Origin of the sequence: Rhizobium sp. BK060, assembly GCF_014193145.1 — a bacterium.
In the GTDB taxonomy this organism is placed as follows: domain Bacteria; phylum Pseudomonadota; class Alphaproteobacteria; order Rhizobiales; family Rhizobiaceae; genus Rhizobium.
This window is the reverse complement of record NZ_JACHYW010000014.1, coordinates 125,825-139,583: the sequence shown is the minus strand read 5'-3', so window position 1 is coordinate 139,583 and position 13,759 is coordinate 125,825. Positions and strand designations below refer to the sequence as shown.

Below are 13,759 nucleotides of genomic sequence, written 5' to 3'. Positions count from 1 at the left end.
GGCACACCTCCTGGTTGGTAAAAGAATATGCCGCAAAGACACGGAATTGGAAGGGGTTGGCTTTTCGGGTTTGCATCAGATTTTTATTGATTGATCAATCAATCAAAATTATACTTACTGCCGTCTTCATGGAGTGATGCAATGCCCAAAGTCGGAATGGAGCCGGTTCGCCGCAAGGCGCTCGTCGATGCCGCGCTGCGCGTGATCGGCGATCAAGGCTCGCTGACCGTCACCATGTCCGAAATTGCCCGGCAGGCCGGCGTGTCGCCGGCGCTCGCGCATCATTACTTCGGCAGCAAGGAGCAACTGCTGATCGAGACTATCCGCTCTCTCCTAAAGCAGCTGCGCGACGACGCAGTGACAGCGCTGAAGGCTGCGGATGCACCGCGCGAGAGGCTTTCCGCTGTCATCCGGGTCAGCTTCCAGGCCGACCAGTTTGCTCCGGCGACGATCGCCGCCTGGCTTGCCTTCTATGCCGAGGCGCAGCGCTCCGAGGAGACGCGGCGCTTCCTCGTCATCTATGCCCGCCGCCTGCGGTCGAACCTGCTCGCCAACCTGAAAGCACTCTGCCCCGGAGATGCCGCAGAACGCATCGCCGAAGGCGCGGCTGCGATGATCGACGGGCTCTACATCCGCCAAAGTCTAAGGTCTGCGCCTATCAGTATCGAGGCATCGATCGCGCTTACCGAAGACTACATCCATTCACAGCTTGCCGCCCTTGCGAAAGGACAGATCCAGTGACCCTCAAAGCCCAGCCGAAAGCCTCCCATTTCATCGACGGCGAGTATGTCGAGGATGAAGCCGGCAGCGTCATCGAAAGCATCTATCCGGCGACCGGCGAGGTCATCGCGCGGTTGCACGCGGCCACACCCGCCATCGTCGAAAAGGCGATCGCGGCTGCCAAGCGCGCCCAGCCGGAATGGGCGGCGATGAGCCCGACGGCGCGCGGTCGCATCCTGAAACGCGCCGCCGACATCATGCGCGAGCGCAATCGCGAGCTCTCCGAGCTCGAGACGCTCGATACCGGCAAGCCGATCCAGGAAACCATCATCGCCGACCCGACATCGGGCGCCGACAGCTTCGAGTTCTTCGGTGGCATCGCGGCTGCCGGCCTCAATGGCTCCTACATCCCGCTCGGCGGCGATTTCGCCTACACCAAGCGCGTGCCGCTTGGCGTCTGTGTCGGGATCGGCGCCTGGAACTATCCGCAGCAGATTGCCTGCTGGAAGGGCGCACCGGCGCTTGCCGCCGGCAATGCGATGGTCTTCAAGCCATCGGAAACCACGCCGCTCGGCGCGCTTGCCATCGCAGAGATCCTGTATGAGGCCGGCCTGCCGAAAGGCCTCTACAATGTCATCCAGGGCGACCGCGAAACCGGCCCGCTGCTGATCAACCATCCTGATGTCGCGAAGGTGTCGCTGACGGGCTCGGTGCCGACCGGTCGCAAGGTCGCAGCCGCCGCTGCCGGCAGGCTCAAGCACGTCACCATGGAGCTCGGCGGCAAATCGCCGCTTGTCGTCTTCGACGATGCCGATATCGACAGCGCCGTCGGCGGCGCGATGCTCGGCAATTTCTATTCGACCGGCCAGGTCTGCTCGAACGGCACCCGCGTCTTCGTGCAGCGGAAGATCAAGGCGGAATTCCTGAAGCGGCTGAAAGCCCGCACCGAGGCCATCTTGATCGGCGACCCGATGGATGAGGCCACGCAACTCGGGCCGATGGTATCCTGGGCACAGCGCGACAAGGTTCTCTCCTACATCGAGAAGGGCAAGGCGGAGGGTGCGACGCTCGTCACAGGCGGTGGCATCCCGAACAATGTCTCCGGCGAAGGCTACTACGTGCAACCGACGGTCTTTGCCGACGTCACTGACGAAATGACGATCGCCCGCGAAGAGATCTTCGGGCCGGTGATGTGCGTTCTCGACTTCGACGACGAGGCAGAGGTGATCGCGCGCGGCAACGCCACCGAATTCGGGCTTTCCGCCGGCGTCTTCACGGCCGATCTGACACGCGCCCATCGCGTCGTCGACCAGCTCGAGGCCGGCACATTGTGGATCAACACCTACAACCTTTGCCCTGTCGAAATCCCGTTCGGCGGCTCCAAGCAATCCGGTTTCGGGCGCGAAAATTCGCTGGCGGCACTAGAGCACTATTCGGAGCTGAAGACGGTCTATGTCGGCATGGGGCCGGTGCAGGCGCCTTACTGAGGCGGCGCGGCCTGCGTCGCCCTTCGAGGGTCGCTTCGCTCCCGCCTCAGGGTGCGGGCAGGAGAACCGGAAGCACTCGCGGACGTCTATTCGCGTCATGGTGAGGAGGTCCGGAGGGCCGTCTCGAACCACGAGGGGCGCGGCACGTTAAAACACTAGAGGAAGTAGCATGCAGCAGGCAGATTTCGTCATCATCGGCTCCGGCTCGGCGGGCTCGGCGCTTGCCTACCGGCTTTCGGAAGACGGCAAGAACACCGTCATCGTCATCGAGGCGGGCGGCTCCGATTTCGGGCCGTTCATCCAGATGCCTGCAGCCCTTGCCTGGCCGATGAGCATGAAGCGCTACAACTGGGGCTACCTCTCCGAGCCCGAGCCGAATCTCAACAACCGGCGCATCACCGCGCCGCGCGGCAAGGTGATCGGCGGCTCCTCCTCGATCAACGGCATGGTCTATGTGCGCGGCCACGCCGAGGACTATAACCGCTGGGAGGAGCTCGGCGCGCAGGGCTGGGCCTATGCCGACGTGTTGCCCTACTTCAAGCGGATGGAACACAGCCACGGCGGCGAGGAAGGCTGGCGCGGCACGGATGGCCCGCTGCATGTCCAGCGCGGCGTCTTCCGCAACCCGCTGTTCCACGCCTTCATCGAAGCCGGCAAGCAGGCGGGTTTCGAGGCGACGGAGGATTACAACGGCTCAAAGCAGGAAGGTTTCGGACTGATGGAACAGACGATCTTTGGCGGCCGCCGCTGGTCGGCGGCCAACGCCTATCTGAAACCGGCACTGAAGCGCCCGAATGTGGAGGTCGTCTACGGCCACGCTCACAAGGTGGTGATCGAGAACGGCCGGGCGACCGGCGTCGAGGTCGAGCGCGGCGGCAGGGTCGAGGTGGTGAAGGCGAACCGGGAGGTCGTCGTTTCGGCCTCCTCCTTCAATTCGCCGAAGCTGCTTATGCTGTCGGGTATCGGGCCCGGCGCACATCTGCAGGACATGGGCATCGAGGTGAAGGCGAACCGGCCGGGCGTCGGCGCCAATCTGCAGGACCACATGGAATTCTACTTCCAGCAGGTCAGCACCAAGCCCGTCTCCCTCTATTCCTGGCTTCCCTGGTTCTGGCAGGGTGTTGCCGGCGCGCAGTGGATGTTCACTAGATCAGGGCTCGGCACCTCGAACCAGTTCGAGGCATGCGCCTTCCTGCGCTCAGCACCAGGTGTCAAGCAGCCCGATATCCAGTATCACTTCCTGCCGGTGGCGATCAGCTACGACGGCAAGGCGGCGGCCAAGAGCCACGGCTTCCAGGTACATGTCGGCTACAATCTCTCGAAGTCGCGCGGTAACGTCACGCTGCAGTCCTCGGACCCAAAGGTCGATCCCGTCATCCGCTTCAATTATATGAGCCATCCCGAGGACTGGGAGAAGTTCCGCCACTGCGTGCGGCTCACCCGTGAAATCTTCGGGCAGAGGGCTTTCGACCAGTATCGCGGACCGGAGATCCAGCCGGGCGAGAACGTGCAGACCGACGAGCAGATTGACGCCTTCCTGCGCGAGCACCTGGAAAGCGCCTACCACCCCTGCGGCACCTGCAAGATGGGCGCAAAAACAGACCCGATGGCGGTTGTCGATTCCGAGACGCGTGTCATCGGCGTCGACGGGCTGCGCGTCGCAGACTCATCGATCTTCCCGCACGTCACCTATGGCAACCTCAATGGCCCATCGATCATGACCGGCGAGAAGGCGGCCGACCATATCCTCGGCAAGCAGCCACTGCCACGCTCCAATCAGGAGCCGTGGGTCAACCCGCGCTGGGCCGTGAGCGATCGGTAGGGTTTGCCGACCGCCATCAGATAAAGCCGATCCACCGGCCGGCAAGGATCGCCGATATCCACACGGCTGCAGAGACGCCGGCCTGAAGGCGCAAGCCGAATGTTGGCGCTGTGCCCGAAACGGCCCGCTTCCAGGCTGCCTGGGTATGGACCAGGGCAGCGTTCGCAATGCCGAGAACGAGCAGCCCCAGCTTCGCCAGAAAGGCCGGATTTCCGGCGTATTCGATTGGCTTCACGCTGAAAAGGGCAAAGCCGGTGATGACCGCTCCCGCAAGTCCGATGGCCGCAGCTCGCGATAAAAACGGGCCGATTGCCGCCAGCGGCACCGATCCGAAGAGGCCCACAAGCCGGAGATCAAGCGGCAGGATCGCCCCGATCAGCAGCCCGATCGAGAGGATATGGGCGGCATTGACCGCCATATAGACGAGCGCCGAGCGCCGCAAGCCGGATGACAGCGGGGTTGCGGCGAGCCATTCCAGGAACTCGATCGCCATCACTCAGTTCGTCTGGATCCGTTCCGGATAGATGTCATAGCGCTTGTCGGCGACCGTGATCCGTACGGCCTTCATCCGTTTTTCGTCAGCCTTTAGCGAACGGTTTCCGAGAACGACAACCGGATCCCCCTTCTTCGCGGCCCCCTCGACAAAGCCCGAGCGCTCCGTCTGCCGCGGATTGCCGAGTTCGACGAGCCAGACGCCGTCGGCGGCGGTCGCAACATCGAGCGTCGGGTGCGGGCCGCCCATCGTTACCTTTTCGATGGTGCCACGCAATTCCGTCTGCTCGCCCTCGGCCCATGACCAGCCGTGGTGCGCGGCAGCTCCCGTCGCCAAAGCAACCGCGAGGATTGTGCCGATTGCCATTCGTTTCGAGCCCATGACGTGCATGTTCGTTTCTCCCTACCACTGGACAGGAGCGAATTGGCGCACAGGCGGGCGATTGAAAGCTATCTCACCGAATCTTGAAGCGGTGCGGTCGAGCGCTATCCCAAAGGCCTGGGTGGCCCAACGTGGTCGCGGAGATTGTGTCCTAGGCCAGCAGGCGGGTGACTTGCGCACCCTTTGCCGGCGCGACGGCATCGGCAATCGTCGTGGAGAACAGCACCTTGCGGGTCGCATCCGCCACCTTGGCGAAGACGTGGCGGATCTCGCAGTTCTGCTCGCCGTCGCAATCATCGCATTTGCGATAGGCAGTGATGGAAAGGCAGGGAAGAGGCGCGATCGGGCCGTCGATGATGCGCAGCACCTCGCCGAAGGTGATCATGTCGGCTGGCTTGAGCAAGAGATAGCCGCCCTGCTTGCCACGGCGGCTGGCGACAATGCCCTGATGCTTCAGGTCGAGCAGGATCTGTTCGAGGAACTTCTTCGGTATCTTCTGCTGCGCTGCGATGTCCGAGATCATCACAGGTTCGCCGCGATCGGCTTCAGCCAATACCGTTAGCGCCCTCAGCGCATATTTTGCCTTCTGCGTAATCATTTTCGACCGTCGACACACACATGGCGGGCGGAATCATCGACCCACCGCAAGTTCGATCCTGCCTCTATGGCATGCGCAGCATGAACGGAATTTGAACAAGCCTACGAAACCCTTGAGAGACAAGGTTTTTGGCCTTGTTTTTCACCCTTGGCCAATGCTTTAAATCTACTGCAAAATGCCCCCTGATGTCATCAATTCACATTTCCGATTGACAGGCAACGTGTTAATCTACTAAATCAATAGACAAATAGGCTGACCGTCGGCAAATCATCGCCGGTGCGGCTGCTTTTCCGCATTGCAGCGGCCGCGGAGAGATATTTGCTCCTATCGCGCCCGCTTTCGAAATGCCTTTTTCTGTCCGATCCAAGCCCGACCTGCGATACTCCGGCCAACATCAAGGACAGGATCCCCATGACTGTTGCTGCCAATCCCAACGCTGAAGCGGAAACGCTGAACGCGAAACTTGCAAGCCTTGACCTTGCCGGGCGTCTGTCGCTTGTCGCCGGCCTCGGCGGCCGCGTCGTCTTCACGACCTCTCTCGGCATCGAGGACCAGGTGATCACCGCCGAGATCGGCAACCATCGTCTGCCGATCGATGTGGTTACGCTGCAGACCGGGCGGCTGTTTCCGGAAACGCTCGCCCTGATCGACGAGACCGAGAAGCAGTACGACATCCACATCAGCCGTTACGAGCCGGAACAGGCCGATATCGACGCCTATGCCGCAAAATACGGCCTCAACGGATTCTACGAAAGTGTCGAAGCCAGGCATGCCTGTTGTGGCGTGCGCAAGCTGAAGCCGCTTGCGCGCGCACTTGATGGGGCAACCATCTGGATCACCGGTCTGCGCCGCGGCCAATCGGCCAACCGTGCCGAGACACCGTTTGCCGAGTACGACGCAGAGCGTCATCTCTTGAAGGTGAACCCGCTCGCGGACTGGGACCTGGACGTCATCAAGGCCTACGTTGCCGATAACGGCGTGCCGGTAAATCCATTGCATGCCCGCGGCTATCCCTCGATCGGCTGTGAGCCCTGCACCCGCGCGATCAAGCCCGGCGAGCCGGAACGCGCCGGCCGCTGGTGGTGGGAACAGGACGAGAAGCGTGAATGCGGTCTGCACGTGGCCGAAGAGGCCACGGCGATCGCCGCACAACAGTAACCCGTCAACTTCGGGATCGGAGCGCGGCTGCCGCCTGCGCTCCTCGAAGTCTGAAATGCAACTCATTCCGGAGGCCTCTCTTCCGAGAATGATCGAAGTCTGGAGTTAGAAATGCCCGATAGCCGTCCGGATACGGAAATCAACAATCCCCGGAGCACGAAGCCGCCGCTCGACCCGCATTTGAAGGCGCTCGAAAACGAGGCGATCCACATTTTCCGTGAGGTCGCCGCCGAATTCGAGAAGCCGGTCATGCTTTACTCGATCGGCAAGGATTCATCGGTCCTGCTGCATCTGGCCCGCAAGGCGTTCTATCCCGGTCGCGTCCCCTTTCCGCTGCTGCACGTCAACACCGGCTGGAAATTCCGCGAGATGATCGCCTTTCGCGACGAGACGGCCAAGAAGTACGACCTCGACCTGATCGAGCACATCAATCCGCGCGGTGCGTCTGAGAACGTGACGCCGTTCACGCATGGCTCGGCAGCCTTCACCGACATCATGAAGACCGAAGGGCTGCGCCAGGCTCTCGATGCCGGCCAGTTCGATGCCGCCTTTGGCGGCGCGCGCCGCGACGAGGAAGCCAGCCGCGCCAAGGAGCGCATCTATTCGTTCCGTACGCCAGATCATCGCTGGGATCCGCGCAACCAACGCCCGGAACTCTGGAACATCTACAACGGCCAGATCCGCAAGGGCGAAAGTGTTCGCGTCTTCCCGCTGTCGAACTGGACCGAGGTCGATATCTGGCGCTACATCCAGGCCGAGGACATTCCGCTGGTACCGCTCTACTACGCCAAGAAGCGCCCCTATGTTGAGCGCGACGGCATGATGATCCTGGCAGAAGATCCACGGCTGGAACTGCTTCCCGGCGAAGTGCGCCAGGAAGGCATGATCCGTTTCCGCACCCTTGGCGATTTTCCGCTGACGGGCGCCATCCCATCGAAAGCGACCACGCTCGAAGACGTGATCGCCGAACTCGAAATCGCCACGGTTTCCGAACGACAGGGCCGTGCCATCGACCGCGACCAGTCCGGCTCCATGGAAAAGAAGAAGCGTGAAGGATATTTCTGAGATGACCGCAGCCGTAACCGCCGCACACGCCCTTGCCGTGCCCGCCGCAGAACCTGCAACGGCGATGCGCGATTCACGACCGTTGCGCCTCATCACCTGCGGCAGCGTCGATGATGGCAAGTCCACCCTGATCGGCCGCCTGCTCTGGGATACCAAGGCCGTCAAGGAAGACCAGGCCGCCACGCTCCAGCGCGATTCGACGGGCAAGCAGAACGATCTTGGCCTACCTGACTTCGCGCTGCTGCTCGACGGCCTGCAGGCCGAGCGCGAACAGGGCATCACCATCGATGTCGCCTATCGCTACTTCTCGACCGACAAGCGCTCCTTCATCGTTGCCGACACGCCCGGCCACGAGCAGTACACCCGCAACATGGCGACCGGCGCTTCCACCGCCGACCTCGCCATCCTGCTGGTCGACGCCCGCGCCGGCATCCTGGAACAGACCCGCCGCCATGCGACGATCGCCTCGCTGCTCGGCATCAAGCAATTCGTGCTTGCGATCAACAAGATCGACCTGACGAACTACGACCGTGCCGGTTTCGAGAAGATCACGCATGAATTCCGCGAATTCGCGCTGTCGCTCGGCGTCAAGCAGATCACCGCGATCCCGATGTCGGCCCTGAAGGGCGAGAACGTCGTCTATTCCGGCGAAGCGTCGATGCCTTGGTATGCTGGCCCGACGCTGGTGGAAACGCTCGAGCTTGCCACCGTGCGCTCCTCGCAAGCCACAGGCTTCCGCTTCTCGGTGCAGCGTGTGTCGCGGCCGGGCGAAAGCTTTCGCGGCTACCAGGGCACGGTTGCCGGCGGTTCCGTCAAGCCGGGCGATAGCGTTATGATCCTGCCGTCGGGCATGGTGGCCAACGTCTCCAAGATCGTCACCTTCGACCTCGTGCGCAATGCCGCGGTTGCGGGCGACGCGATCACGCTGGTTCTCGACCGGCAGGTGGACGTCGCTCGCGGCGACATGATCGTCTCGATCGACAGCCAGCCGCAGGTTGGCCTTTCCTTCGACGCACAGATTGTGGCGCTGCAGCCGGAAGGCATCGAAGCCGGCAAGCGCTACTGGCTGAAGAGCGGCAGCCGCCGCCAGCGAGTGCAGGTGCAGCCGTTGGCGCAGCTCGAATTGAAGACCGGTGCCTGGGCGCCCGTTGATACGCTCTACATGAATGCCATCGGCAAGGTGCGCCTCGCCTTCGACGAACAGGCGATCTTCGACCCGTATGAGCAGAACCGTGCATCCGGCTCGTTCATCCTGATCGACCCCGACACCAACAACACGGTGGCGGGCGGCATGGTGGGCGGAAAGCGCAGTGAACTCGGCGGTATTCATGGCGGCGACGCCCGCGTGATCCTGTCGCTGCCGGCCGACCTCGCCGACCAGATCATGGCCAGCGAACTCTTCGCCAACCGCCGCCACGAGGCGGAGGTGCGGCGCATGACGGCGGGTCAGGCCGCCGACCTCTGGTCGAATGCGGCAAGCGACATTTAAGCAAAACGAAAACGGGGCCAAATCGGCCCCGTTTCTCATTCTGGTTTGTCTTTCTGCGCCTACCACAACGGCATGTGCCGGTTGACGTCCTTGTAGAGCAGATAGCGGAAGCGGCCGGGGCCGCCGGCGTAACAGGCCTGCGGGCAGAAGGCGCGCAGCCACATGAAGTCGCCGGCCTCCACTTCGACCCAATCCTTGTTGAGCCGATAGACGGCCCGGCCCTCGAGCACATAGAGGCCGTGCTCCATCACGTGCGTTTCCATGAACGGGATGACGCCGCCGGGCTCGAAGGTGACAATGGTGACATGCATGTCGTAGCGCAGGTCGGCCGGATCGATGAAACGGGTCGTGGCCCAGGCGCCGTCGGTATCGGGCATCGGCTGAGGCGGATGGTTCTCCTCATGCGTGAAGATCGCCGGCGGCGGCTCCTGCCCTTCGACCTCCTGGAAGGCCTTACGGATCCAATGAAACTTCACGGGTGCAGCGCTCTTGTTCCACAGCGTCCAGCGGGAGCCGGCAGGCAGGAAGGCGAAAGAGCCTAGACGCATGGCATGCGAGGCACCATCGAATTCGACGGTCATCTCGCCCTCGACGACGAAGAGCACGCCTTCGGCGCGCTTTTCTGGCTCCGGCCGATCACTGCCGCCGCCGGGCTGCACTTCCATGATGTATTGCGAAAAGGTCTCGGAAAAACCGCTCAACGGGCGGGAGATTACCCAGGCTCGCGCACCTTCCCAGTGCGGGAGATAGCTCGTGACAATGTCGGTCATCACGGTGCGGGGGATGACGGCATAGGCCGTCGTGAACACGGCCTTGCTGGACAGGAGTTCGGTCTGCGGCGGCAGGCCGCCCATGTTGGAATAAAAGCTGCTCATCGGTTCACTTTTCACCGGCCGGGATTGTCAATCTGCTTTAAGCGCCGCATCTCTTCTAGGCAACCTTTAGATTGCCGCCGCCGCGCGTCAGAATGTCCGCGGCGCTTGGCTACCCCAGGAGGGATGAGATGAGTCTGGAAAAACTTCGGGAAGACTATGTTCAGAGGGTCAAGGAGTACGAGGACAATCTCAAATCCATGGCCGAGAATGACGTCAAGCACTTCCGCGCGGAGGGAGCCGGGCCGCTCTCCGATATCACCGAGCTGATTCGCAACGAGTATTATCGGCATATCGAGACCTATGGCGCGTTGATTGCCGAGATCGATGCCATCCTCGGCGTATAGGAGTGTACCTTCAACCCAACCGGTGCAATCTCGCCGCGCCGGCGCGCAAGGTGCGGGCTTTCGTTCAGATCGCTAAGAATGACGACAACCGCCGGCCTTAACGACGATAGGCGGCGGAAAAGAAAAAAGCCCGCTTTCGCGGGCCCACTTTCGCGGGCTTTTCGGCTGGTCGGAGTGGAGTGATTCGAACACTCGACCCCCACGTCCCGAACGACGTGGGGGCTCTCGAAAGCCCGCAAACCCGGGCTTTTCCAATCGATGCCTTCTACGTTTGTTCCAGCCTTGTTCCGCGAAACTGTGCGGAAGCTGTGCGGACAGTGCTGAACCGCGTCAGGATTTCAGTTCGCCTCCAAAGCAGAAACAATGTCGCTCGGCAAGCGTATCGTCCAGCCACCGTCGTCGATCGACCAGCCGGCCACATCCGCCTTTGCCCGCCGCGCGTCCTCTCCATCGGCCGGTATCACCGTGAGTGCATTCGCGAGTTTCGCCATGCGGGCAAAGGCCAACGCTTTGGCCTTTCCTTCGACGGCCGCCGACATGCGATCAGCCTCCCCTTGGAACTCTCGCTGAAGATATCTGACAGTCTCATCATGTGGCCCGTTGGCCGGCCGCGCCAATCCGACAGTCGCCAACGCGGCGATCCCCGTGATGACGCCTCGTCGTGCGAGACATGGAGTATCCGGCGCGCCGGCGCAGCCGTCGCGGTATGCATCGCTCTGCATCTCATCATTTCCTTAGCTTATGTCCTCATCCGAAGAGGCCGAATCAGGGCGAAACTATCCCGGCCACGTTCGTTCTTTTAGGCGCCCCCGCGCACTATCCCATGACTGAGCATTCAAACCATCAGTACTCAACCCACGATAATTGCAGAGCAATTGGTGGCATCGTGGTGGCATATCGGTCAATTGCCGTTTGTGTCATCCGTGGGGCATGGCGATAGACGATTTATATTTTAGGTTACGAATTGCTGAAGAACTCAAAGAACGGATCGCAGCGGCCGCGCGCGCGAACGATCGCTCAATGACAGCCGAGATCATTGCGCGCTTGACCGCCTCCTTCTCCGTGGACGATGTAGACCCGAATGACCGGGAACTTGTTGACATCGTCGCGGACTTCGATCGGTTGAGGCGGCGCGTCATTCAGTCGCGAAAGACAAAGCGATAGAAAGCTTTGTCTAACCATTTTCTTCCACGATTACAGGCGCTGTAGTTGGAGTGAACCTTTAAGGTCGCTCATCGTTCTCTCAGTGAAAGGGAGATGTTCCGTGCTTCGTATCATTGTGGATAACAACAACCCGACAACGGCGGCGCCGCGGGAAGCGGCGGGCAAAGCGATGCCCGCCACTAGGGAGACTACTTTAGACGCACTGAACCCAAACCGCCGGGCACTGTGGGTGCTTGACGGTGATGGGTGTTCAAAGGCGGAGACCAGTAAGAGATCAGATCCCGCTCCTCAGAAGCCCGGTGAGTAGCGTTTGGTTGCACATGTGCAAGAACGTGAGTAGCACCGGCACGAACTGCGTCGGCCCAGCGGTCATGATACGGAACGCGAGATGACAGGTCGTCAGCAACACCGATGTAAACCGGTACCCATCCTGCCTGAGTAGGCTTCGCAAACATGTAGTTCCCGCCCTCTTTCTTGATGCTACTCGGCACTGCCGGGGAGTCCAAGAACCAGTAGCGATAGGTGCCCTGATGACCGGGCCAGTCAATATAGTCAGCCATTTTTAGCCTTTACGTTTGTGATGACGAAGGCTGAAATCAGCTTGACAGAAGAGCCCGAATAGGGGTTTAAAAGATCTGCTAGCAAACACTTCATGCCTCTCCATCGAGGTTTGATTTTAGGCCGGGTGAGTGGGGGAACACTTATCCGGCCTTTCCATTTGCGGAATCAATTACTGAAACCGCAACGTGATTCCACCAGAGTTCTGCGCAATTTTCAATAGGCGGCCGTTCTTGCTGCGTTCTGGTGCCAAGGCAACCCCGAGATTTATAGCGTTACGCGCTCGTGGCGTCCCATGCCGAAGTACGGCAAACAAGCGAAATCATGATTTTGCGGAAGCGTGAGGCATCGCAGCGGTCCTTCAGTTAGTTATACTTTTGTTTTGTGATGTCTCACGGATTTGCACACCATGGGCGGGTACCAACACAAGTACAAATGGCACCGAACGAAGATCGACGCGAACGACGTGCCGACCAACAACGACTGGTCCGGGTATGACGGGGAGATTGTGATCGGGAGAATCCAGAAGCAGCCGCACGGTCCTATGAAGGATCGGTGGCTCTGGAGTGGCCATGGCCCTCGGGTGCGCGAGCGCAACCTACCGCATCAAGGCTATGAAGCCGAAGGCCGGGAGGCCATGCGGAGGGTCGAGGAGTATTATGAGCGGCTAATGGCAGCCAATGGCTTAAGCCCCGGCGTCAAGTGACCGTTGCCCGCGCTTGGTCTTAGTCCGCTTCTCTCCGCGCACCTGGATGTATTCCTCTCTGACCATCAGCATCTCGGCAGCCATAGCCGCAGCCACGAACGCCGCCCTCGCCTGTTCCGGATCTCTGAGGCCTTCCATCGCTTCCAGGCACATGGTTTGAGCAACAACCCATTCCTTGCCGCGTTGATCCTCTGGCCAGCGGTAGAGCAGGCTATAGGCCAGATCGGCAAGCGTTGAGTGCCGGCGCATATTTACGCCTTTACGCTTCTCGACGCAGACGATGCAGTCTCTGATGCTGATGTGCTCGCCAATGTATTCAGCCATAACTCACCTCTGGCCGAATCAGGCGAGGATTCAAACCGGAGAGTCAATATGCGTTTGTGAGAATTTTCTAATCAGCGAAAAATACGACATTTTACGAATATATTTTCGGCGCATGCGAGGCCATCGTGGCTGGGCGTCGATCAAAGCTTAATGACCACGACGTGGGGTCGAGAGATCCGGGCCAAGGGCTGCGTGGAAACGGCCCTTGGCCAAAATGCATTCCGTCCGATCAGCGGCCGAACACAGCCATAATGATCCTGCGGATGACGTCTGCAAAGGTGACTCCAAGCACCATACCGCCAACGCCGATGACGCCGAGCGCGCCAATGCCCATCAGCTTCCACCGCTTGACGTCGTCGGTTACCGGCCTCATTTCCGTAACGTCTTCTTGAACGGCGGAAGTCGTGAGCTCTACTTTGCTGACCCGATCAACGATCTCGTCCATTCGCCGGTGCATCGAAGCACGGCTCGCGTCAGATTTCTCCTCCGATCTCCTAACGCCCTCAAGGATCATATCGACTTTCGCCGTCAGCATGCCGATCTCGCGATGCATCGCCCCGTCTTCCGTTGGTGCC

Annotated in this window: 16 protein-coding genes; 9 read left to right on the top strand and 7 right to left on the bottom strand. The window is 60.8% G+C overall.

What is annotated here, in order from left to right:
- The first annotated feature begins 141 nt into the window (after positions 1-141).
- The 3 genes from betI (at position 142) to betA (ending at position 4,029) form a co-directional block, all read left to right on the top strand.
- On the top strand, positions 142-741 hold the full coding sequence (gene betI, locus FHT71_RS17210; protein WP_132588514.1) for a transcriptional regulator BetI: 600 nt from the start codon (positions 142-144) through the stop codon (positions 739-741).
- A complete protein-coding gene (gene betB / locus FHT71_RS17205) occupies positions 738-2,207 on the top strand; it encodes a betaine-aldehyde dehydrogenase (protein ID WP_183721153.1) in 1,470 nt (489 codons plus the stop codon). Before betI ends, betB begins: the two co-directional genes overlap by 4 nt.
- A gap of 169 nt (positions 2,208-2,376) precedes the next feature.
- On the top strand, positions 2,377-4,029 hold the full coding sequence (gene betA / locus FHT71_RS17200) for a choline dehydrogenase (protein WP_132588512.1): 1,653 nt from the start codon (positions 2,377-2,379) through the stop codon (positions 4,027-4,029).
- 16 nt (positions 4,030-4,045) lie between these two features.
- On the opposite strand, the gene FHT71_RS17195 is transcribed toward betA, so the two are convergent.
- From FHT71_RS17195 to FHT71_RS17185, 3 genes are all read right to left on the bottom strand, one after another.
- Positions 4,046-4,522: a DUF6644 family protein gene (locus FHT71_RS17195; protein WP_132588511.1), complete on the bottom strand. Its 477-nt coding sequence runs from the start codon at positions 4,520-4,522 to the stop codon at positions 4,046-4,048.
- A gap of 3 nt (positions 4,523-4,525) precedes the next feature.
- A complete protein-coding gene (locus FHT71_RS17190) occupies positions 4,526-4,912 on the bottom strand; it encodes a DUF6152 family protein (protein WP_132588510.1) in 387 nt (128 codons plus the stop codon).
- A 142-nt stretch (positions 4,913-5,054) separates the two neighbouring features.
- Positions 5,055-5,501: an Rrf2 family transcriptional regulator gene (locus FHT71_RS17185; RefSeq protein WP_132588509.1), complete on the bottom strand. Its 447-nt coding sequence runs from the start codon at positions 5,499-5,501 to the stop codon at positions 5,055-5,057.
- Between the two features lie 411 nt (positions 5,502-5,912).
- Here FHT71_RS17185 and FHT71_RS17180 point away from each other — a divergent pair, with 411 nt between their 5' ends.
- From FHT71_RS17180 to cysN, 3 genes are all read left to right on the top strand, one after another.
- Positions 5,913-6,659 (top strand): phosphoadenylyl-sulfate reductase, encoded by a 747-nt coding sequence (locus FHT71_RS17180; protein WP_132588508.1) that lies wholly within the window; start codon positions 5,913-5,915, stop codon positions 6,657-6,659.
- Between the two features lie 111 nt (positions 6,660-6,770).
- A complete protein-coding gene (gene cysD / locus FHT71_RS17175; RefSeq protein ID WP_132588507.1) occupies positions 6,771-7,724 on the top strand; it encodes a sulfate adenylyltransferase subunit CysD in 954 nt (317 codons plus the stop codon).
- 1 nt (position 7,725) lies between these two features.
- Positions 7,726-9,213: a sulfate adenylyltransferase subunit CysN gene (gene cysN, locus FHT71_RS17170; RefSeq protein WP_183721150.1), complete on the top strand. Its 1,488-nt coding sequence runs from the start codon at positions 7,726-7,728 to the stop codon at positions 9,211-9,213.
- A 59-nt stretch (positions 9,214-9,272) separates the two neighbouring features.
- Here cysN and FHT71_RS17165 read toward each other — a convergent pair whose 3' ends face one another.
- Positions 9,273-10,088 carry a bifunctional allantoicase/(S)-ureidoglycine aminohydrolase gene (locus tag FHT71_RS17165; RefSeq protein ID WP_132588505.1) on the bottom strand — a complete coding sequence of 272 codons (816 nt, stop codon included), beginning with the start codon at positions 10,086-10,088 and terminating at the stop codon, positions 9,273-9,275.
- A 128-nt stretch (positions 10,089-10,216) separates the two neighbouring features.
- On the opposite strand from FHT71_RS17165, the gene FHT71_RS17160 reads away from it, so the two are divergent.
- A complete protein-coding gene (locus FHT71_RS17160) occupies positions 10,217-10,432 on the top strand; it encodes a hypothetical protein (RefSeq protein WP_132588504.1) in 216 nt (71 codons plus the stop codon).
- A gap of 338 nt (positions 10,433-10,770) precedes the next feature.
- Here FHT71_RS17160 and FHT71_RS17155 read toward each other — a convergent pair whose 3' ends face one another.
- On the bottom strand, positions 10,771-11,154 hold the full coding sequence (locus tag FHT71_RS17155) for a hypothetical protein (RefSeq protein ID WP_183721147.1): 384 nt from the start codon (positions 11,152-11,154) through the stop codon (positions 10,771-10,773).
- 208 nt (positions 11,155-11,362) lie between these two features.
- Here FHT71_RS17155 and FHT71_RS17150 point away from each other — a divergent pair, with 208 nt between their 5' ends.
- Positions 11,363-11,596: an Arc family DNA-binding protein gene (locus FHT71_RS17150; RefSeq protein ID WP_183721144.1), complete on the top strand. Its 234-nt coding sequence runs from the start codon at positions 11,363-11,365 to the stop codon at positions 11,594-11,596.
- A gap of 967 nt (positions 11,597-12,563) precedes the next feature.
- A complete protein-coding gene (locus FHT71_RS17145) occupies positions 12,564-12,860 on the top strand; it encodes a hypothetical protein (protein WP_183721142.1) in 297 nt (98 codons plus the stop codon).
- Here FHT71_RS17145 and FHT71_RS17140 read toward each other — a convergent pair.
- Both FHT71_RS17140 and FHT71_RS17135 read right to left on the bottom strand, forming a co-directional pair.
- Positions 12,840-13,184, bottom strand: a complete 345-nt coding sequence (locus tag FHT71_RS17140) for a DUF982 domain-containing protein (RefSeq protein WP_183721139.1) — start codon at positions 13,182-13,184, stop codon at positions 12,840-12,842. The genes FHT71_RS17145 and FHT71_RS17140 overlap by 21 nt on opposite strands.
- Positions 13,185-13,413: 229 nt before the next feature.
- Positions 13,414-13,737, bottom strand: a complete 324-nt coding sequence (locus tag FHT71_RS17135; RefSeq protein WP_183721195.1) for a DUF1515 family protein — start codon at positions 13,735-13,737, stop codon at positions 13,414-13,416.
- Positions 13,738-13,759 lie beyond the last annotated feature (22 nt).

Excerpts from the sequence above, each read along its gene's own strand:
- betI (WP_132588514.1), top strand. The coding sequence starts at position 142 with ATGCCCAAAGTCGGAATGGAGCCGGTTCGCCGCAAGGCGCTCGTCGAT.
- betA (WP_132588512.1), top strand. The coding sequence starts at position 2,377 with ATGCAGCAGGCAGATTTCGTCATCATCGGCTCCGGCTCGGCGGGCTCG.
- FHT71_RS17195 (WP_132588511.1), bottom strand. The coding sequence starts at position 4,522 with ATGGCGATCGAGTTCCTGGAATGGCTCGCCGCAACCCCGCTGTCATCC.
- FHT71_RS17190 (WP_132588510.1), bottom strand. The coding sequence starts at position 4,912 with ATGCACGTCATGGGCTCGAAACGAATGGCAATCGGCACAATCCTCGCG.
- FHT71_RS17185 (WP_132588509.1), bottom strand. The coding sequence starts at position 5,501 with ATGATTACGCAGAAGGCAAAATATGCGCTGAGGGCGCTAACGGTATTG.
- FHT71_RS17180 (WP_132588508.1), top strand. The coding sequence starts at position 5,913 with ATGACTGTTGCTGCCAATCCCAACGCTGAAGCGGAAACGCTGAACGCG.
- cysD (WP_132588507.1), top strand. The coding sequence starts at position 6,771 with ATGCCCGATAGCCGTCCGGATACGGAAATCAACAATCCCCGGAGCACG.
- cysN (WP_183721150.1), top strand. The coding sequence starts at position 7,726 with ATGACCGCAGCCGTAACCGCCGCACACGCCCTTGCCGTGCCCGCCGCA.
- FHT71_RS17165 (WP_132588505.1), bottom strand. The coding sequence starts at position 10,088 with ATGAGCAGCTTTTATTCCAACATGGGCGGCCTGCCGCCGCAGACCGAA.
- FHT71_RS17160 (WP_132588504.1), top strand. The coding sequence starts at position 10,217 with ATGAGTCTGGAAAAACTTCGGGAAGACTATGTTCAGAGGGTCAAGGAG.
- FHT71_RS17155 (WP_183721147.1), bottom strand. The coding sequence starts at position 11,154 with ATGCAGAGCGATGCATACCGCGACGGCTGCGCCGGCGCGCCGGATACT.
- FHT71_RS17150 (WP_183721144.1), top strand. The coding sequence starts at position 11,363 with ATGGCGATAGACGATTTATATTTTAGGTTACGAATTGCTGAAGAACTC.
- FHT71_RS17145 (WP_183721142.1), top strand. The coding sequence starts at position 12,564 with ATGGGCGGGTACCAACACAAGTACAAATGGCACCGAACGAAGATCGAC.
- FHT71_RS17140 (WP_183721139.1), bottom strand. The coding sequence starts at position 13,184 with ATGGCTGAATACATTGGCGAGCACATCAGCATCAGAGACTGCATCGTC.
- FHT71_RS17135 (WP_183721195.1), bottom strand. The coding sequence starts at position 13,737 with ATGCATCGCGAGATCGGCATGCTGACGGCGAAAGTCGATATGATCCTT.